The organism is Pseudomonas sp. Z3-6 (assembly GCF_051131985.1).
Taxonomy (GTDB): Bacteria; Pseudomonadota; Gammaproteobacteria; order Pseudomonadales; family Pseudomonadaceae; genus Aquipseudomonas; species Aquipseudomonas zanjanensis.
This window is the reverse complement of sequence record NZ_CP071644.1, coordinates 1,835,847-1,858,908: the sequence shown is the minus strand read 5'-3', so window position 1 is coordinate 1,858,908 and position 23,062 is coordinate 1,835,847. Positions and strand designations below refer to the sequence as shown.

Below are 23,062 nucleotides of genomic sequence, written 5' to 3'. Positions count from 1 at the left end.
ATGGCTACCGACCCGCCGGCCTGGACAGGATTTTGCCGTTATGACTGAAACTCAAGCTTCCCCCGACACCGCTGCCGAAGCCCCCGCCTCGTCCGTGGCTGAGCTGCCGTGGGCCGACGTACATACCGAGCATCACAAAATGCTCCGGCTGGCGCCGCTCAAAACCGACCGCGCCACCGGTGTTCGGCCGTTGCGGTTTGTCGAGTTCAGCTATGTCGAGCGCCACAGCAAGGAACGCAGCTTGCTGCGCATGACCCTCCAGCTGCCGAACCAGCGGGTGCGCAAGGAACAGAATCATCTGGACGTCTGGGCCGATCACGTCGAGAAACGCCTGACTTTTTCCCCGGACAACCTGCAAGTCGAGCCGTTGAACCGTGGCATCGGCCGTTTCCTCGCGGCCCAGGGTATTACCTGGGCCAAGAAGCGCTGGTCGGCCTATCAGGTAGACGGCACCGACCTGGATAACAAGGACGCCCTGAACGAAGACACGCGCCTGCGCCGCGATCGCTTCCTCAAGGCCCAGGGTTTCGAGGTGGCCTACGCCGACGCCCAGCACCTCAAGGGTAGTATCAAGTCGGCCCAGGTTGGCGATTTGGTCGGTGACTGGAACACCGAGAAGCTGCAGTTCGTGACCATCCTCGAAGCTGCGCAGATGCTGCAACAAGCCGAGCAGAACCTGGCGGAACAGGAAGTCAAACTCAAGCAGCAGGAAGAGAAGGTCACCAAGTTCAAGCGCGAAGACACCGGCTTGCGCTTCACCATCACCTGCCTGGTGGCCTTCGCCATGTTTCAGGCGGGGTTGCTGATCTGGATTGCGACGCGGCACTGATCCCAACGTTGAATGAGATGACCACATCCAATCCCGTGGCGAGGGAGCTTGCTCCCGCTCGGCTGCGCAGCAGTCGTAAATCTGGCAAATACCATTTTGAGCCATTAAAGCGGGGGCTGCTTCGCAGCCCAGCGGGAGCAAGCTCCCTCGCCACAAAAGCGGTCACAGAGATCAAACCCGCGAAGCAAACAACGCCTGGTGCTGGCGGCACTGCTCGGCGCTGAGCATGAACACGCCATGCCCGCCGCGCTCGAAGTCGAGCCAGGCGAAATCGACTTCCGGGTACAACGCCTCGACGTGCACCTGGCTGTTGCCCACCTCGACAATCAACAGCCCCTTCTCGGTCAGATGATCGGCCGCCTCGGCCAGCATCCGCCGAACCAGGTCCAGGCCGTCATCGCCACAGGCCAGGCCCAATTCCGGCTCGTGCTGGTATTCCTGGGGCATATCGGCGAAATCTTCCGCATCGACGTAGGGCGGGTTCGACACGATCAGGTCGAAACGTTGCCCTGGCAACCCTTCAAAACCATCACCCTGGACGGTGAACACGCGCTCATCGACACCGTGGCGCTCGATGTTCTGGTTGGCCACTTCCAGCGCTTCGAACGACAGGTCGGCCAGCACCACTTCGGCTTCCGGGAATTCATAGGCACAGGCGATGCCGATGCAGCCGGAACCGGTGCACAGATCGAGAATCCGTGCCGGCGCCTGGCCCAACCAAGGCTCAAAACGCTTTTCGATCAGCTCACCGATGGGCGAGCGCGGAATGAGCACGCGCTCATCAACAATAAACGACATCCCGCAGAACCAGGCCTCACCCAACAGGTAGGCCGTCGGAATGCGCTCGGCAATGCGTCGGCGCAGCAGACGCTGCACATGGACCAGTTCTTCGTCTTCAAGACGGCAGTCCAGGTAGCTGTCGGCGATTTCCCACGGCAGATGCAACGCGCCCAACACCAGTTGCCTGGCTTCGTCCCACGCATTGTCGGTGCCATGGCCGAAAAACAGATCCTCTCCATGGAAACGGCTGACGGCCCAACGGATATGGTCGCGCAGGGTACGGAGACGGGAAGTGATCACGGCGGCAAACTCCAGAAAAATCGACGGGCGAGTCTACCAGTCAAACGCGGCGTCACCCAAACGCGCCCCGATGACGAACGAAAAGCGCCGGACCAACCGTAGGAATCATCCGTTTTTTGCATCGCCTATTGAACGAGACGAGCATCTTGACAAGGCTGTAGGCCAGCAACGGCGGCCCTTGCGATGGAAGCGATTCACAGAACCGCTCAGCCAGAGGAGAATGTCGCAAAAGCCCCACTCGAAGGAGCCCCAGAATGTCCGTTCCAAAAACGATGTTTCAACTCAGCGGCCGTGGTTATGCAGCGGCCAACCTGAGTCAAGCGACCTTGATCATCATCGATGCCCAGAAAGAATACCTCGCCGGGCCCCTGGCCCTGAGCGGCATGGATGCAGCCGTCGCGAACATCAAGCAATTGCTCGGCGCGGCCCGCGCAGCCGGTCGCCCGATCGTGCATGTGCGCCACCTGGGCACCCATGGCGGGCTGTTCGATCCACAAGGTGAACGCGGGGAGTTCATCCCCGGCCTCGAACCCCAGGGCGACGAAACCGTGGTCGAAAAGCTGCTGCCCAGCGCCTTCCACGGCACCGAGCTGAAAAAACGCCTGGAAGACTTCGGCCCCCTGGACCTGATCGTGTGCGGGTTCATGAGCCATTCCAGCGTCAGCACCACCGTGCGCGCCGCCAAGAACCTGGGCTTTCGCTGCACCCTGGTGGAAGACGCCTGCGCCACGCGCGACCTGCCGTACAAGGGCGGCGTCCTCAGCGCCGAGCACGTGCAGCAGACCGAAATGGCGATCATGGCCGACAACTTCGCCACCCTGGCCCTGACCCGCGACTTCATCTGATGCGCCTTGATGAGCGGCCACTCCCGCCGCTCATCCGCAAAAGCCTCTCATTTGCCGTAATTGCCTTACCTTCAGGAACAACCCGAATATCTTCCGGTCGAAGGGCCGATACCCATTGAGGAAGGTCGGAATGAAGTTATCCGATGGTTTTGACGCACGTCGCTTGCGGCCCAAGGGCCCAAGCAACTGGCGGTTTCGTTTCGGCGCGGCGATCGCCGCGCTGCTGGCAACACTCGGTGTACTGCTGGCCATGGCCGGTGCCGCCAGCCTGCTGGGCCGCCCTCCCGCACTGGGCGAGTTGAATGCCACCCCAATGGGTTCGACGATCATCCTGGCAGTCGGGCTTTTCGTACTGTTGCTGGGCGTCTGGCTCTGGCGCCGCTGCCGCCGTCGCGCCCGCCAATCCCTGGAGCTGGCCATGGCTCCGCACCTGATGAAAAAGCACGACTGACTCGCCACCCGACGTTTTGTCGCGCCGGATCCCGCCAGAGTTGGGTAAACTGGCCGGCTTCGCGGAGGCTGACATGCAAGACGACGACTTTTCCCTGTTCAAAAGTGCGATCCAGGGCGTAAAACCGATCAAACACGACCGTGCCGAGACCGGCAAGCCCAAGGCCGATCGCGCGCAAATCGCCAAGCTGCGCCAGGCCGCCACCGTGCGCACCGACGCCACCACCGTGGACGGCTTGTCCGATCAGTTCGTGATCGACGTCGGGCCGGAAGACGAGTTGATGTGGGCCCGCGACGGTGTCCAGGAAAGCCAGATGCGCAAGCTGAAGGTCGGCCAAATCCCCTTCGAAGGCAGCCTCGACCTGCACGGCATGACCGTCGAAAAGGCCCGGGAAACCCTTTGGGCGTTCCTGGCCGAAGCCACCAAGTTCGAAATCCGCTGCGTGCGCGTCACCCATGGCAAAGCCGTGCGCCTGGACGGCAAGCGGCCAATGATCAAGAGCCACGTCAACACCTGGCTGCGCCAGCACCCGCAAGTGCTGGGCTTCACCTCCTGCCAGGCAAAACACGGCGGCGCCGGGGCGGTCTACGTGATGCTCAAGCGCACCATGATGGAAGGCCGCGACGAATAGCCCTCGCTTGCCGAGCTTGCAGCGCCGTGTCCGCCACCGTACCCTTGCCCTTTGCGTAAAATCCCACAGGTAGTTTCATGTCTCTGGAACAGAATTACACCGCGATTCTCGGCCAACTGGGCGAGGACGTTTCCCGCGAGGGCCTGCTCGACACGCCCAAGCGCGCTGCCAAGGCCATGCAGTACCTCTGCCGCGGTTATGAACAGACCCTGGAAGAAGTCACCAACGGTGCCTTGTTCAGCTCCGATAACAGCGAGATGGTGCTGGTCAAGGACATCGAGTTGTACTCGTTGTGCGAGCATCACTTGTTGCCTTTCATCGGCAAGGCCCACGTGGCCTACATCCCGAGCGGCAAGGTACTGGGGCTGTCGAAGGTCGCGCGTATCGTCGACATGTACGCCCGTCGCCTGCAGATCCAGGAAAACCTCAGCCGCCAGATCGCCGACGCGGTCCAGCAAGTGACCGGCGCCCTGGGCGTGGCGGTGGTGATCGAGGCCAAGCACATGTGCATGATGATGCGCGGTGTGGAAAAGCAGAATTCCTCGATGATCACTTCGGTGATGCTCGGCGAGTTCCGGGAAAACGCCGCCACTCGCAGCGAATTCCTCAGCCTTATCAAGTAACGCGTCGCAAGAAGAAAACCGGCATTGATCGCCGGTTTTTTTTCGCCCGTGAAAAATCAGGTAAGCTGCGCGCCCTCTTCTTCCCTGCCGCGAGGCTGAATACCGTGATCGTCAAAGCGCTTCGAGTTGGCTTGGGCCAGCTCATCATTTTCATCGACTTCATCACCCGCCCTGGCAAGAAACAGCGCCCGGCCGAGGCCCAGGCGCAGGTCGACCAGGCCGCTCGCAGCCTGACGCTGTATCAATTCCATGCCTGCCCGTTCTGCGTAAAGACTCGCCGTACCCTGCGTCGCCTCAACGTACCGGTGGCCCTGCGCGATGCGAAAAACAACGAGCAGGATCGTCAGACGCTGCTGGAGCAAGGGGGCAGGATCAAAGTGCCGTGCCTGCGCATTGAAGAGAATGGCGAGACCACCTGGATGTATGAGTCCAAGGTGATCATTGATTATCTGGATAAGCGGTTTTCTGCGGCCTGATAGTTTTATGGTGTGGCGACTGGCCTCATCGCGAGCAAGCTCGGCTCCCACAGGGGGACTTGGTGAACGCTGGATTTGTATTCACCACTGTCCTCTGTGGGAGCCGAGCTTGCTCGCGATGGGGCCAGCCCAGTCACCACATGAATCAGGCTGCTTTCACAGCCAACGCCTCCCGCACCACCCCCGCCAGCCGCTTGAGCCCTTCATCCAGCCGCGCCGGGTCAATGTGGCTGAAGTTCAAGCGCAAGTGCCCCGGATGCTGGTCCGGCTCAGGAAAGAACGGCTCTCCCGGCATGAATGCCACGTCGGCCGCCAGGGCGGCGGCGAGCAAGGTGCGGGTGTCCAGCGGTTGCCTGAGGATCAGCCAGAAAAACAACCCGCCCTGGGGCACGTTCCAGTCCGCGATATCAGAGAAATGCGTTTGCAACGCCGCCTGGAACCGATCGCGACGGTCCCGGTAGAAATCCCTCAACTCACTCAAATGGCTGCGGTACTGCTCGGTGCCGATCCATTGCAGCGCCTGCCACTGGCCGATGCGATTGGTGTGCAGGTCCGCCGATTGCTTGAGCCGCAGCAGATGCGGGAACAGATCCGGACTGGCGATCAGGTAGCCCACCCTTAGCCCCGGCAACAGGGTTTTCGACACGGTGCCGGTGTAGATCCAACTGGCCCTCTTCAAGCGACTGACAATCGGCGTGGCACTGCCGCCATCGAAGGTCAGCTCGCGATAAGGTTCGTCCTCGATCAGGGTGACGCCAAACTCGTCCAGCAGCGCCGCCACCGCATCGCGCTTGGTCTCGCTGTAGCGCACCGCCGAAGGGTTCTGGAAGGTCGGGATCAGGTAGATAAACGCTGGGCGATGCTGCTCCAACCGGGCCCGCAACTGCTGCAGGTCCGGGCCGTCGGCCTCCAGGGGAACGGTGATGCAGTCGGCGCCGAACAGCTGGAAAATCTGCAACGCCGCCAGATAGGTCGGCGCTTCGAGCATCACTTCGGTGCCCACGTCGATGTGCAGCTTGGCCGCCAAATCGAGGGTTTGCTGGGAGCCGCTGACCACCAGCACCTGGCTCGCCTCACAGGCCACGCCCAGCGCCCGCGCCTGGGCTGCCAGGGCCTCACGCAGGGCCGGTTCGCCTTCGCTCATGCCGTACTGGCCCATGGACAATGGCATGGCCGCCCATTCCACTTTCGGCAGCATGGCTTCGGCCGGCAGGCCGCCGGCGAACGACATCACCTCAGGACGCTGCGCCGCCGCGAGGATTTCTCGAATCAAAGAACTTTTGAGGCGCGAGACACGTTCGGAAAAAGCCATGGGTCACCTGTAGCCGGTCGCTGGAATAATGAGTCAAACTGGTTGACCGAAATTACGCCGACCTCTGTGGATACGTCAATATGCTTGACCTTAAAAACCCTGCCTCCCAACAAATGGCCATGGAAGCGTTTTTCTTCGGTTACCAGGCGTTCACCGCCAAGGCCGATGAAATGCTTGAGCGTCGGGGGTTGAGCCGGGTCCACCAGCGCATCGTCTTTTTCATCGCCCGCTATCCGTCATTGAGCGTAAAGGAATTGCTGGCCCTGCTTGGGGTGAGCAAGCAGGCGTTGAACATGCCGTTGCGGCAGTTGATGGAAATGCACTTGGTGAACAGCGTCGCGTCCGAGACCGACAAACGCAAACGGCTGCTGGAACTGACCGCCGAGGGCGGGCGGTTCGAGCAGGCGTTGCGGCGTGAACAGGTGAAATTGCTGGAGCGGGTGTTTGCCGAAGCCGGGGAAGCGGCGGTGGATGGGTGGCTGGCGGTGAACCTGGCACTGGGGAAATCCAGTGACTGACGGCGTCTGCTCGCGATAGCGTCCGCATAGGCGATATATCCCTATCGCCAAACATTTCGTCGACAACACAGAAAACATTATTTGCATTATTTGTATACAAAAGCATAATTCGCTTCGTGCGAGTTCCTGACCAGTAGGTCAACATACCCTCGCCAGCCTTACCTGCCTCAGCGCATCGCGGCCACCCCCAGGGCGTGTGCGGTGCTGGAAATAACAATAAGACTCTTGAGGAGTACTCGCTGTGGAAAGCCGCAAACCCGAAGCCCGGACGCTGGACCTCTCGCCGCCACTACGCAGTGGCTGGCTTGAACGCCTCTTCAAACTCAGCTTGCATGGCACCACGGTGAAGACCGAGCTGATTGCTGGCCTGACAACCTTCATCACCATGGCCTACATCATCTTCGTCAACCCCAACATCATGGCCGACGCCGGCATCGATCACGGCGCCGCATTCGTCGCCACCTGCATCGCCGCGGCCCTGGGTTGCCTGCTGATGGGCCTGTACGCCAACTGGCCGGTGGGCCTGGCACCGGGCATGGGTCTGAACGCCTTCTTCACCTACACCGTGGTCGGCACCATGGGCTACAACTGGGAAACCGCATTGGGCGCGGTGTTCATCTCCGGTGTGCTGTTCATGTTCCTGACCTTGTCACGGGTGCGCGAGTGGCTGCTCAACAGCATTCCGGTGAGCCTGCGCTTCGCCATGGGCGCGGGGGTCGGGTTGTTCCTCGGGCTGATCGGCCTGAAAACCGCCGGGATCGTCGTGGACAGCCCTGCCACCTTGATCAAGCTCGGCTCGTTGCGCGAACCCGGTCCGTTGCTGGCCGCGGTGTGCTTCCTGATGATCGCCGTGCTCAGTTATCACCGTGTGTTCGGCGCGATCCTGATCAGCATCATCGCCGTGACCCTGGCCGGCTGGGGCCTGGGGTTGGTGCAGTACAACGGCGTCATGTCGACACCGCCGAGCCTGGCTCCGACCTGGATGGCGATGGACGTGGCCGGCGTGTTCAACATCAGCATGATCAGCGTGGTGCTGGCCTTCCTTTTCGTGCACATGTTCGACACCGCCGGCACCCTGATGGGCGTTGCCCAGCGCGCCGGCCTGGTGAAAGCCGATGGCAAGATCGAGAACCTGTCCCGCGCCTTGAAAGCCGACAGCGCTTCGAGCGTATTCGGCGCCATGGTCGGTGTACCGCCAGTGACCAGCTACGTGGAAAGCGCCGCCGGTGTGGCCGCCGGTGGCCGCACGGGGCTTACCGCCGTGACCGTCGGTGTGCTATTTATTGCCGCCATGTTCTTCGCACCGCTGGCCGGGATGATTCCGGCCTACGCCACGGCCGGGGCCTTGATCTACGTCGCCATGCTGATGATGGGCGGCATGGCCCACATCGAATGGGACGAAGCAACCGACAGCATTCCGGCCATCGTCACGGCCATCATGATGCCCCTGACGTTCTCGGTCGCCGACGGCATCGCCCTGGGTTTCATCACCTATGTGGTGCTCAAGGCCGGCACCGGTAAACACAAGGAAATTTCCGTCAGCCTGTGGGTGCTTTGCGCGATCTTCATCGCCAAGTTCATCTTCTTGTAAGCGCAACCGTATTCACTCGCCTCACCCCCTGGGTGAGGCTTTTGTACATCAGGAGCAAAGCAATGAATCTGGAAACCTGGCTGTTGTTCAGTGGCGCCGCATTGGTGGTGATCCTCATCCCCGGCCCGTTGTCGTTGTTGATGATCGGCAATAGCCTGAACTACGGCCTGCGCCGCTCCTATCCGGCATTCCTGGGGGGCGTGATCGCGTCGATCTGCCTGCTGAGCGCTTCGGCGCTGGGGCTCGGTGCATTGTTGATGGCCTCGGAGCAGTTGTTCAGCGCCCTGAAGATCGTCGGCGCCCTGTACCTGTTCTACCTGGCCTGGCAGAGCTGGCAGCAATCGCGCCAACCGGCCCAAGGCGCCGAAGTGCCCCAGGCTGTCGCCGTCCCGCGCTTTCGCACCCTCTTCGGCCGCGCGTTCGTGCTGGGGGCAAGCAACCCGAAAGACATTCTGTTCTTCGCTGCGTTCCTGCCGCAATTCCTGAGCGCCGAACAGCCATTCCTGCCACAACTGCTGATCATGATCGCCACTTGGACCGTACTCGACCTGCTGTGCAAGCTGGCTTATGGCCTCGGTGCCCACGGCGCGGCGCGGTATCTGCGTACGGGTAAAGGCCAGGGCTGGTTCAACCGGGTCAGCGCCGGGTTGTTTGGTGGCGCGGGGGCGGCCTCGTTGTTGAGTCGCTGAAAGGCAAAAGCTTCGCGAGCAAGCCCGCTCCCACAATTGGAATGCATTTCAAGTGTGGGAGCGGGCTTGCTCGCGAAGGCACCCTCCCAGGCACCCAATTTTTCATGGACGAAAAAAAAGCCCGCAGTGTGAGCAGGCTAAAAACCAAAGAAGCTTATGCGCAGTCGCTTCCAGGACAAGGCAGTTGCTTGGGGGATCAACTGCCTCGATACGTTGAATAGGCGTAGGGCGAAATCAACAAGGGCACGTGGTAGTGCTCTTGCTCGGCCGAAATACCGAAGCGCAGCACCACCACATCCAGGAACGCTGGGTCGGGCATTTGCACGCCACGGGCGCGGTAGTAATCACCGGCGTGGAATTGCAATTGATAAACGCCCGAACGGTAGTCATCCCCTTGCAACAGGGGCGCATCGCAACGGCCGTCGCTGTTGGTCAGTGCACTGGCGACCCACTGTAGTTGCGAATCTTCCACGCGGTACAGTTCGATCTTGATCGAGCTGCCCGGGCAGCCATGTGCGGCATCCAAAACGTGAGTAGTCAAACGTCCCATTGCTTGTGCGCGCCTCGCTGCAGTGCAGTCCGGCCCGACGCCTCCTGATTCAGTTGAAAGACAGGCCGCACCGTTTCGGAGCACGAAACGCCACGGCGATGAACGAATTAAGACACTTTAAAAGAAAATTGTACACAATAAAAAACAGATATTTGGCCCTTCGACTGCGCGACGGCACGTCAACCCCAGGTTTAAGTCAAACCAATGAATACAAGAGCCTCCCGACGATTCATTGACCGACTGGGCAGGTTTCTTGCAGTGTAGACCCTGCCAGGGCCACAGTGAAAAAGGCAAAAATTCAGGCTTACAAATCGCGCATAAAGTTGTATACAATCACTCCATCGTCGTGACGCCAGCCTGAAACTCATCACCGGGGCGCCACCTACATGGTTCGAACAAGAAGGAAAACTGCAGTGAGCGCTGACTACCCACGCGACCTGATCGGTTACGGCAGTAACCCTCCCCATCCCCATTGGCCGGGCAATGCTCGCATCGCCCTGTCCTTCGTGCTCAATTACGAAGAAGGCGGCGAGCGCAACGTCCTCCATGGCGACAAGGAATCCGAAGCGTTCCTTTCGGAGATGGTCGCGGCGCAACCGCTGCAGGGCGAGCGCAACATGAGCATGGAGTCGCTGTACGAGTATGGCAGCCGTGCCGGCGTCTGGCGTGTTCTCAAGCTGTTCAAGGAATTCGATATCCCGCTGACCGTTTTCGCCGTGGCCATGGCCGCCCAGCGCCATCCAGACGTGATTCGCGCCATGGTCGCCGCCGGCCACGAGATCTGCAGCCACGGCTATCGCTGGATCGACTACCAGTACATGGATGAGGCACAGGAACGCGAGCACATGCTCGAAGCGATCCGCATCCTCACCGAAATCGCTGGCGAACGTCCGCTGGGCTGGTACACCGGCCGCACCGGCCCGAACACCCGTCGGCTGGTGATGGAAGAAGGCGGTTTCCTCTACGACAGCGACACCTACGACGACGACCTGCCCTACTGGGAGCCGAACAACTCCACCGGCAAGCCGCACCTGGTGATCCCCTACACCCTCGACACCAACGACATGCGCTTCACCCAGGTGCAGGGTTTCAACAAGGGCGATGATTTCTTCCAGTACCTCAAGGATGCTTTCGACGTGTTGTACGCCGAAGGGGCCGAGGCGCCGAAGATGCTTTCCATCGGCCTGCATTGCCGGCTGATCGGCCGCCCTGCGCGACTGGCCTCCCTCAAGCGCTTTCTCGAATACGTCAAAGGCCATGATCACGTCTGGTTCAGCCGTCGTGTCGACATCGCTCGCCACTGGCAGCAAACCCATCCGTATCAGGGAGCGTCCAAATGACCGCGTTCCAGACCCTCAAGCCTTCCACCTTGAGTCGCGAAGCGTTCGTCAAAGCCTTTGCCGATATCTACGAACATTCGCCATGGGTGGCCGAGAAGGCCTTCGACCTGGGCCAGGATCCCTCGATCGACGAAATCGAAACCCTGCACCAGCGCATGAGCGACATCCTGTTGAGTGCCGATCACGCCAGCCAACTGGCGCTGATCAACGCTCACCCGGACCTGGCCGGTAAAGCCGCCGTCCAGGGCCAACTGACCGAAGCCAGCACGAACGAACAGGCCGGCGCCGGTATTCACCAATGCACGGCCGAAGAGTTCCAGCGCTTCACCGAGCTGAACGACGCCTACAAGGCCAAGTTCAAGTTTCCCTTCATCATGGCGGTAAAAGGCAGCAACCGGCACCAGATCCTCGCGGCATTCGAAACGCGCATCCATCACTCGGCCGACGCCGAATTCAAATGCGCGCTGGCAGAGATCAACAAAATCGCGTTGTTCCGATTACTGACCCTTTAGCGAGCAGCCCTGCGACCCGAGGCCCTGCAAGCATCCCCAGCCAACCTATTTAAAGGCAGACAAGAAGAATGAAAGCTTACGCCGTACCTTTCGAGAAATTCGTCAACCTGGCCGACGCCCGCCTGGGCACCAAGATCATCTCGGTCACCGATGACTGGTTCGCCGACGCCAACCGCCTGTTCCAGCCGACCCCGGCCGTGTGGAAGGAGGGCGTGTTCGATGACAATGGCAAGTGGATGGACGGCTGGGAATCGCGGCGCAAGCGCTTCGAAGGCTACGACAGCGCGGTGATCCGCCTGGGCGTGGCGGGCTCGATCAAGGGCGTGGACATCGACACCTCATTCTTCACCGGCAACTACCCACCGTCGGCCTCCCTGGAAGCCTGCTTCCTGAGCGAAGGCGAACCGGACGAAAACACCCAGTGGACTGAAGTACTGTCGGCCGTCGAATTGCAAGGCAACAGCCACCACTACCACGAAATCAGCAATGACCAGGCCTTCAGCCACCTGCGCTTCAACATCTATCCAGACGGCGGCGTGGCTCGCCTGCGGGTCTACGGCATTCCGTACCGCGATTGGTCGGCCGTGGGCGACAACGAACAGATCGACCTGGCCGCCGCCCTCAACGGTGGCCGCGCCCTGGCCTGCTCCGACGAACACTTCGGGCGCATGAGCAACATCCTCAACCCGGGCCGTGGCGTGAACATGGGCGATGGCTGGGAAACCGCCCGTCGTCGTACCCCGGGCAATGACTGGGTGATCGTCGCCCTGGGCCATGCCGGCATCGTTGAACAGGTCGTCGTCGACACCCTGCACTTCAAGGGCAACTACCCCGACAGCTGCTCGATCCAGGGCGCGTTCGTCAAGGGCGGCACCGACAGCCAGATCGAAACCCAGTCGTTGTTCTGGCGTGAACTGCTGCCGAGCCAGAAGCTGGAAATGCACGCCGAACACACCTTCGCCGAGCAGATCAAGGCCCTGGGACCGATCACCCACATCCGCCTGAACGTGTTCCCGGACGGTGGCGTGAGTCGCCTGCGGGTGCTCGGCAAGGTATCGAAGTAAACGACGCACCTGTGGCGAGGGAGCTTGCTCCCGCTGGACTGCGCAGCAGTCCCATTTTTTGAAAAGCGGGGTCGCTTCGCAACCCAGCGGGAGCAAGCTCCCTCGCCACAAAAGCTGAACCACAACACAGAATTTTTGGATAAGAAGACCAGCATGCGCACTCTCAAGATCGAACCATTGACCAAAGAAGCCTTCGCCCCATTCGGTGACGTGATCGAAACCGACGGCAGCGATCACTTCATGATCAACAACGGTTCGACCATGCGCTTCCATCGCCTGGCGACGGTGGAAACCGCCACGCCGGACGACAAGGCGATCATCAGCATCTTCCGCGCCGACGCGCTGGACATGCCGCTGACCGTGCGCATGCTGGAGCGCCATCCGCTGGGCAGCCAGGCCTTCATTCCGCTGCTCGGCAACCCCTTTCTGATCGTGGTCGCGCCACTTGGCGATGCACCTGTATCAGGCTTGGTCCGCGCCTTCGTCACCAACGGCAGGCAGGGCATTAATTACCATCGCGGCGTCTGGCACCACCCGGTGCTGACGATCGAAAAGCGGGATGACTTCCTGGTGGTTGATCGCAGTGGCACAGGCAATAACTGCGATGAGCATTTTTTCAAAGAGGATGAGTGTTTGATCCTCGCCCCCCACCAATAAGAGAAGGTCCGATCACGCGAAAACAAGCGTGACGGGCGAGAGGTAAAGACTGTGGAAGCACATATGCTGGAATGGCTGAACCTGAGCATTCGCTGGGTTCACATGATCACTGGCGTGGCTTGGATCGGCGCGTCGTTCTACTTCGTCTGGCTGGAAAACAACCTCAATCGCGTCAACCCCAAGAGCGGCCTGGCCGGCGACCTGTGGGCCATCCATGGTGGCGGCATCTACCACCTGGAAAAATACAAACTCGCGCCACCGTCCATGCCGGACAACCTGCACTGGTTCAAATGGGAAGCCTACTTCACCTGGATGTCGGGCATCGCCCTGCTGTGCGTGGTGTTCTATTGGAACCCGACCGTCTACCTGCTGGCCCCCGGCAGCAGCCTGAGCGGTGCTGAAGGCGTGGCCCTGGGCATCGGTTCGTTGCTCGTCGGCTGGTTCGTCTATTCCTTTCTCTGCGACTCGGCCCTGGGCAAGCGCCCCGCCCTGCTCGGCCTGATCCTGTTCGTGCTGCTGATCGCTGCGGCCTACGGCTTCAGCAAGGTGTTCAGCGGTCGCGGGGCCTACCTGCATGTCGGGGCGGTCATCGGCACGATCATGGTGGGCAACGTGTTCCGCATCATCATGCCGGCACAACGGGCCCTGGTCGCGGCCATCGCCGAGAACCGTACCCCCGACCCGGCGCTGCCGGCCAAGGGCTTGCTGCGTTCGCGCCACAACAACTACTTCACCCTGCCGGTGCTGTTCATCATGATCAGCAACCACTTCCCGAGCACCTACGGCAGCCAATACAACTGGCTGATCCTGGCCGGTATCGCCGTGGCGGCGGTGTTGGTGCGGCATTACTTCAACACGCGCCATGACAGCAACCGGTTTGCCTGGACGCTGCCGGTCGGCGCCCTGGCGATGATTTGCCTGGCCTACGTCACCGGGCCCAAACCCATCTCCAGCGCACCGGAAGTGGCAAAAGCGCCGGCCGCCATCGAGTACCAGCCCCTGCCGGAAACCGCCGTGGGCGGTGGCGCCAAGCCCGCAACTGCCCCGGCAGCGCCTGCGGAAAAACCGGCCCAGGCCGCCAGCCCCCAAGGCCCTTCGTTCGAGAAGGTCCACAGCGTGATCCAGGAACGCTGCTCGGTCTGCCACTCGGCCAAGCCCACCAGCCCGTTGTTCAGCGCCGCGCCGGGCGGGGTGATGTTCGATACGCCGCAGCAGATTCAGCAAGAAGCCGCGCGCATCCAGGCCCAGGCCGTGACCACCCAGATCATGCCGTTGGGCAACATCACCCAGATGACCCAGCAGGAACGCGACCTGATCGGCGCCTGGATCAATCAGGGCGCGCGCACCAACTGAGCCACTGCTTTCAATAAATGTCCCACCGCTGACAGGCCGACCGGCAATGACCGGTCGCCCGTCAGCGACTGCCTGCGCCTCAACAATAAAAACAAGAGGAAAGCACCTGATGACCAAGCCCTGCCATCACGCCCCAAATTCGCCGCACACGCGCCGTTACAGGGCACTTGAGCCCTTCAAGACAAGCCCGTATCCTGCGCGGCCGCTCGAAACCGGCCGGCACAAACCCCCCCTCAGATCCTGACTGGTCCGCCAACTTAGCCCGGCACCGGTGAATAGAATAAGCATCCTCTTTTCGACTGTTCCAAACAGCTGGATGAGTCTTCTGCGGGTTTCCCACCTGCCTTGGCTCAGCTCTTGCTATCAGCATTCGCCACGCTCAAAAAGCTGACCGAACGGATGTTTTTCATCCATGGAAAAAAGGCGCCACACCAGAGCGCTGACTCGAAAAAAAGCGGTACCACTTACCTTTGGGAGCAAACCGAATGAAACGTACGTGCACCAGCCTGATACTCGCAGGATCCTTGCTGGCCGCCGGCCAGGCGATGGCCGACGACCTGTTCCAGTGGCAGAACAACAGCCTGAGCTACCTGTATGGCAAGGATTTCCAGATCAACCCGCGTATCCAGCAGACGGTGACCTTCGAACACGCCGATGCCTGGAAATACGGGGACAACTTCTTCTTCCTCGATCGGATCTTCTACAACGGCCAGGACGACAGCCAGTCCGGCCCGAACACCTACTACGGTGAGTTCAGCCCGCGCCTGTCGTTCGGCAAGATCTTCGACCAGAAGCTGGAACTGGGGCCGATCAAGGATGTGCTGCTGGCCATGACCTATGAGTTCGGGGAAGGCGACAACGAGTCGTACCTGATCGGCCCGGGTTTCGACCTGGCGATTCCCGGCTTCGACTACTTCCAGCTGAACATCTACAACCGCCAGACCGAAGGCCCACGCGCCGGCGACAACGTCTGGCAGATCACTCCGGTCTGGGCCTACACCCTTCCGGTGGGTTCATCCGATATCCTGTTCGACGGGTTCATCGACTGGGTGGTGGACAACGACACCAATTCCAAGGGCACCTACCACGCCAACCTGCACATCGTCCCGCAGGTCAAATATGACTTGGGCAAGGCCTTGAAGCTCGGCGCCAAGCAGCTATACGTCGGGGTGGAATACGACTATTGGAAGAACAAGTACGCGATCGAAGACAGCGACGGGTTCAAGACCAACCAGAGCACGACCAGCTTTTTGCTGAAGTACCATTTCTGATCTGATTCATTGGATTTAGAAACCACCGCACAGCTTTTGTGGGAGCGGGCTTGCTCGCGAATGCGGACTATCAGCCAACATCAATGTTGAATGTTCAGTCGCCTTCGCGAGCAAGCCCGCTCCCACACTGGTTTGTGTATTGGGTTCAGTTTCAGCATCCACCCCGGATCCTCTGTAGGAGCGAGCCTGCTCGCGATCGCGGCGGAGCTGCTCTAAGCCAACCCCAGAAACCGACTCAACGCCTCACGCTGCGCCAACGCATCCTGGCGCCCCAGCTCGATCAGCTCGCTGCAATACCCCGCCTCGAACAACAGGTAGCTCAGCACCCCTGCGCCGCTGGTCTTGGTCGCGCCCGGCCCGCGCAAGAAGACGCGCAACGCACGGGGCAACTCCTGGCGATGGCGGGCGGCGATTTCGTCGATCGGTTGGCTGGGTGAAATCACCAGCACGTCCACCGGCGCGGCGCCGAGGGCGTGGGCCGGGACGTCATCGGGAAGCAAGTGGCTGAAGCCGTTCAGGCGCTCAAGCAACTCGATGTCGCTTTCCAGGCTGTCGATGAACGTGCTGTTGAGCATATGACCGCCGATCTGCGCCAGGGTCGGTTGCAGGCCGGTGTAGCTGCGCTCGCGCGGATCTTGCCCGCCGGCGCCACGGGGATTGCCGCTGACACCGATCACCAGCACACGGTTGGCCCCCAGGTGCAGGGCTGGGCTGATGGGCGCCGATTGCCGCACCGCGCCGTCGCCGAAATATTGCGGGCCGATCCTGACCGGCGCGAACAACAATGGAATCGCCGAACTGGCCAGCAAATGCTCCACCGACAACTGCGTCGGCACACCGATACGCCGATGGCGCAACCAGGCATCGATGGTCCCGCGCCCCTGATAGAACGTAACGGCCTGGCCGGATTCATAACCGAACGCCGTCACCGCCACCGCCCGCAACTGCTGCTCGGCGATGGCCTGCTCGATGCCCGAGGCGTGGAACTGGGCCTGGAGCAGTTCGCGCAACGGCGAACTGTCGATCAGCGCCACTGGCAACTTGGCCCCCAGGCCCAGCAGGCTGTGGAAGAAGAAACGCATCGACTGGGCCAGCACGCCCCGCCAGTCGCTGCGCATGACTTGATGGCTGCGCACCGCTTGCCAGAACGCGGTCAGCCGCTCGATGGCCGTCTTGAAGTCCATCGCCCCGCTCGCCAGGCTGACCGCGTTGATCGCCCCGGCCGAGGTGCCGACAATCACCGGAAACGGGTTATCCGCCCCATCCGGCAGCAATTCGGCGATGGCCGCCAGTACGCCTACCTGATACGCCGCTCGAGCCCCGCCGCCGGAAAGAATCAAACCTGTAACCGGTTCAGCTGGGGTCATCGCAATGCTCCGTGCTCAAGGTGATATCAAAAAAACTCAGCCGCGTTTGTCGTACAGCTTGGGCTCGCCCGGCGGACGGCTCTTGAAGCGCCGGTGGGCCCAAAGGTACTGCTCGGGACAATCGCTCACCGACCGCTCTACCCACTGGTTGATGCGGATGCAATCGGCTTCCTCGGTCTCGCCCGGAAAATCCGTCAGCGGCGCCTGGATCACCAGGCGATAACCGCTGCCATCGGCCAGCCGCTCCTGGGTGAAAGGCACCACCAGCGCCTTGCCCAGGCGGGCGAACTTGCTGGTGGCGGTGACCGTCGCGGCCTGGACGCCGAACAGCGGCACGAACACGCTTTGCTTGGCGCCGTAGTCCTGGTCCGGCGCATACCAGATCGCCCGCCCGGCCCGCAGCAGCTTGAGCATGCCACGCACGTCGTCACGTTCCACCGCCAGGGAATCGAGGTTGTGCCGCTCGCGGCCCCGGCGCTGGATGTAGTCGAACAGCGGGTTCTTGTGCTCGCGGTACATGCCATCGATGGTGTGCTGCTGGCCAAGCAAGGCCGCGCCGATTTCCAGCGTGGTGAAATGCAACGCCATCAGGATCACGCCCTTGCCCTCGCGCTGGGCCTGCTTGAGGTGCTCCAGCCCTTCGACATGGGCCAGTTTCGCCAAACGCGAACGCGACCACCACCAACTCATGGCCATCTCGAAAAAGGCGATGCCGGTGGAGGCAAAGTTGTCCTTGAGCAGACGCTTGCGCTCGGCGGCGGATTTTTTCGGGAAGCACAGTTCCAGGTTGCGCCGGGCGATGCGCCGTCGGTCGCCGGCCACCCGATACATCAGTGCGCCCAATGCGCGACCGACCCGCAGCAATAACGGATAAGGCAGTTGAACGATCAGCCACAACAACCCCAGGCCGCACCACAGCAGCCAGAAACGCGGATGAAAAAATGCAGCTCGAAAACGCGGGCGATCCATTACAGCTTCCATTAAGACATGGGCCGCGCATTCTACATTGTTCGACCCGGGTTGCGGCTGGCGGACGATCTCGTTATAAGTCTCGGCACTTTTAGTGACAAGCCGTTGTACGCCGACCATGAGCCAAACCGAACCGCTAGACCAAGATCCCGTGTTCCAGCTGAAGGGCAGCATGCTCGCCATTACGGTGCTGGAACTGGCCCGCAACGACCTGGAGAGCCTTGACCGGCAACTGGCGGCGAAAGTCGCCCAGGCCCCGAATTTCTTCAGCAATGCCCCCCTGGTGCTGGCCCTGGACAAGCTGCCGGCCGGCGACGGCTCAGTGGACCTGCCGGGCCTGATGCGCGTCTGCCGCCAGCACGGCCTGCGCACCCTGGCGATCCGCGCCAGCCGCATCGAAGACATCGCCGCCGCCATCGCCGTGGACATTCCGGTGCTGCCGCCGTCCGGCGCCCGGGAGCGCGTGCTGGAACTGAATCCGGTCGAAGCGAAGAAAATTCCGGAAAAACCACCGGAGCCCAGCGTCAAGCCGACGCGCGTGATCACCTCGCCCGTGCGCGGCGGGCAACAGATTTATGCCCAGGGTGGCGATCTGGTCATCGTCTCCTCGGTCAGCCCGGGGGCGGAACTTCTGGCCGATGGCAACATCCATGTATACGGCCCGATGCGGGGTCGAGCACTGGCCGGCGTCAAGGGTGATACCAAGGCCAGGATATTCTGCCAGCAATTGAGCGCCGAGCTGGTTTCCATCGCCGGGCAGTACAAGGTCTCCGAAGATTTGCGCCGCGACCCGTTGTGGGGGGCCGGCGTCCAGATCAGCCTGTCAGGCGACGTGTTGAACATCATTCGGCTTTAACGGATACTGCCGCATTTTCCAAGCATCTCTAAAACGAGCGAAAACGGCTTAAACGACGTAGGAAAAAGGATCAGGCAGTGTTTACCGGAGGTAGACCCCGCCCGACAGCCGATTCCAGCCAAGCCTGTCCAATTGCAGCGGTTTTCCAGAGATGTTTTTCAGGGGCTGACAAAGTCCTTTTTCCTTAGGGGTGAAACACCTTGGCCAAGATTCTCGTGGTTACATCCGGCAAGGGTGGTGTGGGTAAGACCACCACCAGCGCCGCTATCGGTACCGGCCTCGCTCTGCGCGGCCACAAGACAGTCATCGTCGACTTCGACGTCGGCCTGCGTAACCTCGACCTGATCATGGGTTGCGAGCGTCGCGTGGTCTACGACTTCGTCAACGTGGTCAACGGCGAAGCGAACCTGCAGCAGGCCCTGATCAAGGACAAGCGCCTTGAAAACCTCTACGTGCTGGCCGCCAGCCAGACCCGCGACAAAGACGCGCTGACCCAGGAAGGCGTGGAAAAAGTGCTGATGCAGCTCAAGGAAGACTTTGAGTTCGTGGTCTGCGACTCCCCGGCCGGTATCGAGAAAGGTGCCCACCTGGCCATGTACTTCGCCGACGAAGCGATTGTCGTGACCAACCCGGAAGTGTCGTCGGTCCGCGACTCCGACCGCATGCTGGGCCTGCTGGCGAGCAAGTCCCGGCGCGCCGAGAAGGGCGAAGAGCCGATCAAGGAGCACTTGCTGCTGACCCGCTACAACCCGCAACGAGTCAGCGATGGCGAAATGCTGGGCGTCGAAGACGTCAAGGAAATCCTCGCCGTCACCCTGCTGGGTGTCATTCCGGAATCCCAAGCGGTCCTCAAGGCTTCCAACTCCGGCGTGCCAGTGATCCTCGACGACCAGAGCGATGCCGGCCAGGCATACAGCGATGCCGTCGATCGCCTGCTGGGCAAAACCGTGGAGCATCGTTTCCTCGATGTAACGAAGAAAGGTTTCTTCGAGCGCCTGTTTGGAGGTAGGTAATGAACCTTTTTGACTTCTTTCGTGCCAACAAAAAGCCCAGTACCGCCTCGGTCGCGAAAGAGCGTCTACAGATCATCGTGGCGCACGAACGCGGCCAACGCAGTACCCCTGACTACCTGCCAGCCTTGCAGAAGGAACTGGTGGAAGTGATCCGCAAATACGTCAACATCGGTAGCGATGACGTGCATGTGGCGCTGGAAAGCCAGGGCAGCTGCTCGATCCTGGAACTCAATATCACCCTGCCGGATCGCTGATCGCACCGGCGGGAGCCACGGCGGCTCGGGTCCCCACAGCCTTTTTTGTGGGAGCGGGCTTGCTCGCGAAGACGGTGACGCATTCGATATCAATGTGTCTGAGACACCGCTTTCGCGAGCAAGCCCGCTCCCACAAGGGCCGGGCCCGAGCCGCCGTTGGCGTTTGTAGCGAGACTGTTTTTAATGCCCCTGTCCAACATCCGCATCATTCATCAGGACGCCGCTGTCCTGGTGGTCGACAAGCCGACCCTGTTGCTTTCCGTGCCCGGCCGGGCCGACGACAACAAGGACTGCCTGATCACCCGCCTGCAGGAAAACGGCTATCCGGAAGCGCGAATCGTGCACCGACTGGACTGGGAAACCTCTGGCATTATCCTGCTGGCCCGTGACCCGGACACCCATCGCGAACTGTCCCGGCAATTTCATGACCGCGAAACCGAAAAAGCCTACACGGCATTGTGCTGGGGCCAACCGGAGCTGGACAGCGGCAGCATCGACCTGCCCCTGCGCTACGACCCGCCGACCAAACCCCGGCATGTGGTGGACCATGAACAGGGCAAACACGCCCTGACCTTCTGGCGCGTACTGGAACGTTGCGGCGACTGGTGCCGGGTCGAGCTGACACCCATCACCGGACGCTCGCACCAACTGCGCGTGCACATGCTCTCCATCGGTCACCCGCTGCTGGGCGACGGGCTCTACGCCCACCCGCAGGCCCTCGCCGCCTGGCCGCGCCTGTGCCTGCACGCGAGCATGTTGAGCTTCACCCACCCGCAAAGCGGCGAGCGCCTGCGCTTCGAGTGCCCGGCACCGTTCTGAGGGACACCACCGGCATTGTGGCGAGGGAGCTTGCTCCCGCTGGACTCTGTAGGAGCTGGCGAAGCCTGCGATCTTTTGATCTTTCGCTTGAGATTCAAGTGGCTGGGGAAAGATCGCAGCCTCGTTGCACTCGACAGCTCCTACAGACGCAGCCCAGCGGGAGCAAGCTCCCTCGCCACAGGTTCGACAGCCCAAGTTCGCCATATACATACCCCTCCCCATCCGACACCAATACGGTAAACTCCCGCCCATCGCTGTCTGGAGTGACTTATGCGCGCAGAGTTGAACCAAGGCCTGATCGACTTCCTCAAGGCCTCCCCCACCCCGTTTCATGCCACCGCCAGCCTGGCCAAGCGCCTGGAGGCGGCCGGTTACCAGCGTCTTGACGAACGCGAGACTTGGGCCACCGAGGCCAACGGTCGTTATTACGTCACGCGCAACGACTCCTCGATCATTGCCTTCAAGCTTGGCCGCCACTCACCGCTGCACGACGGCATCCGCCTGGTCGGCGCCCACACCGACAGCCCCTGCCTGCGGGTCAAGCCGCAGCCGGAACTGCAACGCCACGGGTTCTGGCAACTGGGGGTGGAGGTCTACGGCGGCGCGCTGCTGGCGCCATGGTTCGACCGTGACCTGTCCCTGGCCGGACGCGTGACTTTCCGCCGCGATGGCAAGGTCGAGAGCCAACTGATCGATTTCAAGGCGCCGATCGCCACGATTCCGAACCTGGCCATCCACCTCAATCGCGAAGCCAACCAGGGCTGGGCCATCAACCCGCAGAACGAGCTGCCGCCGATCCTCGCTCAGTTCGCCGGTGACGAGCGCGTCGACTTCCGTGCGGTGCTCACCGATCAACTGGCCCGGGAACACGGCCTGAACGCCGACGTGGTGCTCGATTACGAGTTGAGCTTCTACGACACCCAAAGCGCTGCGGTCATTGGCCTGCATGGTGATTTCATTGCCGGCGCGCGCCTGGACAACCTGCTGTCATGCTACGCCGGCCTGCAAGCCTTGCTGAACGCCGACACTGAGGAAACCTGCGTGCTGGTGTGCAACGATCACGAAGAGGTCGGCTCATGTTCAGCCTGTGGCGCCGACGGGCCGATGCTGGAACAGACCCTGCGTCGCCTGCTGCCTGAAGGTGAAGAATTCGTACGGACCATTCAGAAATCCCTGCTGGTTTCGGCGGACAACGCCCACGGTGTGCACCCCAACTATGCCGACAAACATGACGCCAACCACGGCCCCAAGCTCAACGCCGGCCCGGTGATCAAGGTCAACAGCAACCAGCGCTACGCCACCAACAGCGAAACCGCCGGGTTCTTCCGCCATTTGTGCATGGCCGAAGAAGTGCCGGTGCAGAGCTTCGTGGTGCGCAGCGACATGGGCTGCGGCTCGACCATCGGCCCGATCACCGCCAGTCAGCTGGGCGTGCGCACCGTGGACATCGGCCTGCCGACCTTCGCCATGCATTCGATCCGCGAACTGTGTGGCAGCCATGACCTGGCGCATTTGGTGAAGGTGCTGAGCGCGTTCTACGCGTCTCGCGAGTTGCCATAGTTGCAATTGCGGCTAAACCCTGTGGCGAGGGAGCTTGCTCCCGCTGGGTGGCGCAGCCGCCCCTAATCTGTAACTGGATGCAGATTGGCCAGCGCTGCGCACTGGAGCGGGAGCAAGCTCCCTCGCCACAATGATGTCCACCTCAAGATTCGAGGAGGCTGTGACACACATCAGCCCACCCCAACCAAACCCCAACTAGACTGTCCTTATCCCCCTCGACAAGGCCGTCGTCATGATCTCGATGTCTGCACTCAACGCCATGCTGGTGCCCATCATCGCCGGCATGATCCTGCTGGCCATCGGCTTCAACTTCCGTGACAAGAACGTCGGCGTCTTCGCCATGTGGATCGGCATGCTGCTGATCCTCGCCACGGTGGTGATCAAGATCCTGAGCAAGCTCAACGAATCGCTCTGAGCCTGGCGCCGGCCACC

The 23,062-nt window shown here is 61.3% G+C and carries 26 protein-coding genes; 21 read left to right on the top strand and 5 right to left on the bottom strand.

Features of this window, described 5'->3' with window-relative positions:
• Positions 1-40 precede the first annotated feature (40 nt).
• Positions 41-829 (top strand): hypothetical protein, encoded by a 789-nt coding sequence (locus J3P88_RS08415; protein ID WP_186710072.1) that lies wholly within the window; start codon positions 41-43, stop codon positions 827-829.
• Positions 830-1,000: 171 nt separating this feature from the next.
• On the opposite strand, the gene prmB is transcribed toward J3P88_RS08415, so the two are convergent.
• Entirely contained in the window at positions 1,001-1,909 is a 909-nt protein-coding gene (prmB, locus tag J3P88_RS08410; RefSeq protein WP_434574651.1) for a 50S ribosomal protein L3 N(5)-glutamine methyltransferase, read from the bottom strand.
• 254 nt (positions 1,910-2,163) lie between these two features.
• Between prmB and J3P88_RS08405 the strand changes: the two genes are divergently transcribed.
• From J3P88_RS08405 to J3P88_RS08385, 5 genes are all read left to right on the top strand, one after another.
• Entirely contained in the window at positions 2,164-2,754 is a 591-nt protein-coding gene (locus tag J3P88_RS08405) for a cysteine hydrolase family protein (RefSeq protein WP_014339619.1), read from the top strand.
• A gap of 130 nt (positions 2,755-2,884) precedes the next feature.
• Positions 2,885-3,205 (top strand): hypothetical protein, encoded by a 321-nt coding sequence (locus J3P88_RS08400; RefSeq protein ID WP_186710076.1) that lies wholly within the window; start codon positions 2,885-2,887, stop codon positions 3,203-3,205.
• Between the two features lie 73 nt (positions 3,206-3,278).
• Positions 3,279-3,836, top strand: coding sequence for a Smr/MutS family protein (locus tag J3P88_RS08395; protein ID WP_025214971.1), 558 nt, complete (start codon positions 3,279-3,281; stop codon positions 3,834-3,836).
• 77 nt (positions 3,837-3,913) lie between these two features.
• Positions 3,914-4,459 carry a GTP cyclohydrolase I FolE gene (gene folE / locus J3P88_RS08390; RefSeq protein ID WP_003204506.1) on the top strand — a complete coding sequence of 182 codons (546 nt, stop codon included), beginning with the start codon at positions 3,914-3,916 and terminating at the stop codon, positions 4,457-4,459.
• Between the two features lie 104 nt (positions 4,460-4,563).
• Positions 4,564-4,935 carry a glutathione S-transferase N-terminal domain-containing protein gene (locus tag J3P88_RS08385; protein ID WP_186710078.1) on the top strand — a complete coding sequence of 124 codons (372 nt, stop codon included), beginning with the start codon at positions 4,564-4,566 and terminating at the stop codon, positions 4,933-4,935.
• A gap of 145 nt (positions 4,936-5,080) precedes the next feature.
• Here the strand turns inward: J3P88_RS08385 and J3P88_RS08380 are convergent, their stop codons facing one another.
• Positions 5,081-6,247 (bottom strand): PLP-dependent aminotransferase family protein, encoded by a 1,167-nt coding sequence (locus J3P88_RS08380; protein ID WP_434574650.1) that lies wholly within the window; start codon positions 6,245-6,247, stop codon positions 5,081-5,083.
• 80 nt (positions 6,248-6,327) lie between these two features.
• Here J3P88_RS08380 and J3P88_RS08375 point away from each other — a divergent pair, with 80 nt between their 5' ends.
• The 3 genes from J3P88_RS08375 to J3P88_RS08365 all read left to right on the top strand — a co-directional run bounded on the left by J3P88_RS08375 (position 6,328) and on the right by J3P88_RS08365 (position 9,045).
• Entirely contained in the window at positions 6,328-6,765 is a 438-nt protein-coding gene (locus J3P88_RS08375) for a MarR family winged helix-turn-helix transcriptional regulator (protein WP_053124112.1), read from the top strand.
• 241 nt (positions 6,766-7,006) lie between these two features.
• Positions 7,007-8,356, top strand: a complete 1,350-nt coding sequence (locus J3P88_RS08370) for an NCS2 family permease (protein ID WP_434574649.1) — start codon at positions 7,007-7,009, stop codon at positions 8,354-8,356.
• Between the two features lie 62 nt (positions 8,357-8,418).
• Positions 8,419-9,045: a LysE family translocator gene (locus J3P88_RS08365; RefSeq protein ID WP_186710089.1), complete on the top strand. Its 627-nt coding sequence runs from the start codon at positions 8,419-8,421 to the stop codon at positions 9,043-9,045.
• 196 nt (positions 9,046-9,241) lie between these two features.
• On the opposite strand, the gene uraH is transcribed toward J3P88_RS08365, so the two are convergent.
• On the bottom strand, positions 9,242-9,595 hold the full coding sequence (uraH, locus tag J3P88_RS08360; RefSeq protein WP_250964843.1) for a hydroxyisourate hydrolase: 354 nt from the start codon (positions 9,593-9,595) through the stop codon (positions 9,242-9,244).
• A gap of 413 nt (positions 9,596-10,008) precedes the next feature.
• Here uraH and puuE point away from each other — a divergent pair, with 413 nt between their 5' ends.
• From puuE to J3P88_RS08330, 6 genes are all read left to right on the top strand, one after another.
• The gene (gene puuE / locus J3P88_RS08355) at positions 10,009-10,935 is read left to right on the top strand and encodes an allantoinase PuuE (protein WP_434574648.1); all 927 of its coding nucleotides are present in this window, start codon (positions 10,009-10,011) and stop codon (positions 10,933-10,935) included.
• Positions 10,932-11,447 carry a 2-oxo-4-hydroxy-4-carboxy-5-ureidoimidazoline decarboxylase gene (gene uraD, locus J3P88_RS08350; RefSeq protein WP_039594512.1) on the top strand — a complete coding sequence of 172 codons (516 nt, stop codon included), beginning with the start codon at positions 10,932-10,934 and terminating at the stop codon, positions 11,445-11,447. Before puuE ends, uraD begins: the two co-directional genes overlap by 4 nt.
• 68 nt (positions 11,448-11,515) lie before the next feature.
• A complete protein-coding gene (gene alc / locus J3P88_RS08345; RefSeq protein ID WP_434574647.1) occupies positions 11,516-12,511 on the top strand; it encodes an allantoicase in 996 nt (331 codons plus the stop codon).
• A gap of 153 nt (positions 12,512-12,664) precedes the next feature.
• Positions 12,665-13,168, top strand: a complete 504-nt coding sequence (locus J3P88_RS08340; protein ID WP_039594514.1) for an ureidoglycolate lyase — start codon at positions 12,665-12,667, stop codon at positions 13,166-13,168.
• Positions 13,169-13,219: 51 nt separating this feature from the next.
• Positions 13,220-14,521, top strand: coding sequence for a urate hydroxylase PuuD (locus J3P88_RS08335; RefSeq protein WP_411385349.1), 1,302 nt, complete (start codon positions 13,220-13,222; stop codon positions 14,519-14,521).
• A 485-nt stretch (positions 14,522-15,006) separates the two neighbouring features.
• Entirely contained in the window at positions 15,007-15,792 is a 786-nt protein-coding gene (locus J3P88_RS08330) for an outer membrane protein OmpK (RefSeq protein WP_434574646.1), read from the top strand.
• A 212-nt stretch (positions 15,793-16,004) separates the two neighbouring features.
• On the opposite strand, the gene J3P88_RS08325 is transcribed toward J3P88_RS08330, so the two are convergent.
• Positions 16,005-17,159 (bottom strand): patatin-like phospholipase family protein, encoded by a 1,155-nt coding sequence (locus J3P88_RS08325; protein ID WP_186710114.1) that lies wholly within the window; start codon positions 17,157-17,159, stop codon positions 16,005-16,007.
• Between the two features lie 36 nt (positions 17,160-17,195).
• Positions 17,196-18,128, bottom strand: coding sequence for a lipid A biosynthesis lauroyl acyltransferase (locus tag J3P88_RS08320; protein WP_434574645.1), 933 nt, complete (start codon positions 18,126-18,128; stop codon positions 17,196-17,198).
• Between the two features lie 118 nt (positions 18,129-18,246).
• On the opposite strand from J3P88_RS08320, the gene minC reads away from it, so the two are divergent.
• From minC to J3P88_RS08290, 6 genes are all read left to right on the top strand, one after another.
• Positions 18,247-18,984, top strand: a complete 738-nt coding sequence (gene minC, locus J3P88_RS08315; RefSeq protein ID WP_411385352.1) for a septum site-determining protein MinC — start codon at positions 18,247-18,249, stop codon at positions 18,982-18,984.
• A 200-nt stretch (positions 18,985-19,184) separates the two neighbouring features.
• The gene (gene minD, locus J3P88_RS08310) at positions 19,185-19,997 is read left to right on the top strand and encodes a septum site-determining protein MinD (RefSeq protein ID WP_003179114.1); all 813 of its coding nucleotides are present in this window, start codon (positions 19,185-19,187) and stop codon (positions 19,995-19,997) included.
• On the top strand, positions 19,997-20,251 hold the full coding sequence (gene minE, locus J3P88_RS08305) for a cell division topological specificity factor MinE (RefSeq protein ID WP_003179111.1): 255 nt from the start codon (positions 19,997-19,999) through the stop codon (positions 20,249-20,251). Before minD ends, minE begins: the two co-directional genes overlap by 1 nt.
• Positions 20,252-20,434: 183 nt before the next feature.
• Positions 20,435-21,070 (top strand): RluA family pseudouridine synthase, encoded by a 636-nt coding sequence (locus tag J3P88_RS08300; protein WP_018612476.1) that lies wholly within the window; start codon positions 20,435-20,437, stop codon positions 21,068-21,070.
• 270 nt (positions 21,071-21,340) lie between these two features.
• Positions 21,341-22,630, top strand: coding sequence for a M18 family aminopeptidase (locus J3P88_RS08295; RefSeq protein WP_072406529.1), 1,290 nt, complete (start codon positions 21,341-21,343; stop codon positions 22,628-22,630).
• 232 nt (positions 22,631-22,862) lie between these two features.
• Complete coding sequence (locus J3P88_RS08290) at positions 22,863-23,045, top strand: hypothetical protein (RefSeq protein ID WP_186730647.1); 183 nt, start codon at positions 22,863-22,865, stop codon at positions 23,043-23,045.
• Positions 23,046-23,062 lie beyond the last annotated feature (17 nt).

What these genes read in the sequence shown, in the direction of transcription:
- uraH (WP_250964843.1), bottom strand. Translation starts at nt 9,595, where the DNA reads ATGGGACGTTTGACTACTCACGTTTTGGATGCCGCACATGGCTGCCCG.
- alc (WP_434574647.1), top strand. Translation starts at nt 11,516, where the DNA reads ATGAAAGCTTACGCCGTACCTTTCGAGAAATTCGTCAACCTGGCCGAC.
- J3P88_RS08375 (WP_053124112.1), top strand. Translation starts at nt 6,328, where the DNA reads ATGCTTGACCTTAAAAACCCTGCCTCCCAACAAATGGCCATGGAAGCG.
- J3P88_RS08300 (WP_018612476.1), top strand. Translation starts at nt 20,435, where the DNA reads ATGCCCCTGTCCAACATCCGCATCATTCATCAGGACGCCGCTGTCCTG.
- J3P88_RS08340 (WP_039594514.1), top strand. Translation starts at nt 12,665, where the DNA reads ATGCGCACTCTCAAGATCGAACCATTGACCAAAGAAGCCTTCGCCCCA.
- J3P88_RS08395 (WP_025214971.1), top strand. Translation starts at nt 3,279, where the DNA reads ATGCAAGACGACGACTTTTCCCTGTTCAAAAGTGCGATCCAGGGCGTA.
- folE (WP_003204506.1), top strand. Translation starts at nt 3,914, where the DNA reads ATGTCTCTGGAACAGAATTACACCGCGATTCTCGGCCAACTGGGCGAG.
- J3P88_RS08290 (WP_186730647.1), top strand. Translation starts at nt 22,863, where the DNA reads ATGATCTCGATGTCTGCACTCAACGCCATGCTGGTGCCCATCATCGCC.
- J3P88_RS08365 (WP_186710089.1), top strand. Translation starts at nt 8,419, where the DNA reads ATGAATCTGGAAACCTGGCTGTTGTTCAGTGGCGCCGCATTGGTGGTG.
- minE (WP_003179111.1), top strand. Translation starts at nt 19,997, where the DNA reads ATGAACCTTTTTGACTTCTTTCGTGCCAACAAAAAGCCCAGTACCGCC.
- uraD (WP_039594512.1), top strand. Translation starts at nt 10,932, where the DNA reads ATGACCGCGTTCCAGACCCTCAAGCCTTCCACCTTGAGTCGCGAAGCG.
- minC (WP_411385352.1), top strand. Translation starts at nt 18,247, where the DNA reads ATGAGCCAAACCGAACCGCTAGACCAAGATCCCGTGTTCCAGCTGAAG.
- J3P88_RS08400 (WP_186710076.1), top strand. Translation starts at nt 2,885, where the DNA reads ATGAAGTTATCCGATGGTTTTGACGCACGTCGCTTGCGGCCCAAGGGC.
- J3P88_RS08330 (WP_434574646.1), top strand. Translation starts at nt 15,007, where the DNA reads ATGAAACGTACGTGCACCAGCCTGATACTCGCAGGATCCTTGCTGGCC.
- J3P88_RS08325 (WP_186710114.1), bottom strand. Translation starts at nt 17,159, where the DNA reads ATGACCCCAGCTGAACCGGTTACAGGTTTGATTCTTTCCGGCGGCGGG.
- J3P88_RS08405 (WP_014339619.1), top strand. Translation starts at nt 2,164, where the DNA reads ATGTCCGTTCCAAAAACGATGTTTCAACTCAGCGGCCGTGGTTATGCA.
- J3P88_RS08380 (WP_434574650.1), bottom strand. Translation starts at nt 6,247, where the DNA reads ATGGCTTTTTCCGAACGTGTCTCGCGCCTCAAAAGTTCTTTGATTCGA.
- J3P88_RS08295 (WP_072406529.1), top strand. Translation starts at nt 21,341, where the DNA reads ATGCGCGCAGAGTTGAACCAAGGCCTGATCGACTTCCTCAAGGCCTCC.
- J3P88_RS08320 (WP_434574645.1), bottom strand. Translation starts at nt 18,128, where the DNA reads ATGGATCGCCCGCGTTTTCGAGCTGCATTTTTTCATCCGCGTTTCTGG.
- J3P88_RS08415 (WP_186710072.1), top strand. Translation starts at nt 41, where the DNA reads ATGACTGAAACTCAAGCTTCCCCCGACACCGCTGCCGAAGCCCCCGCC.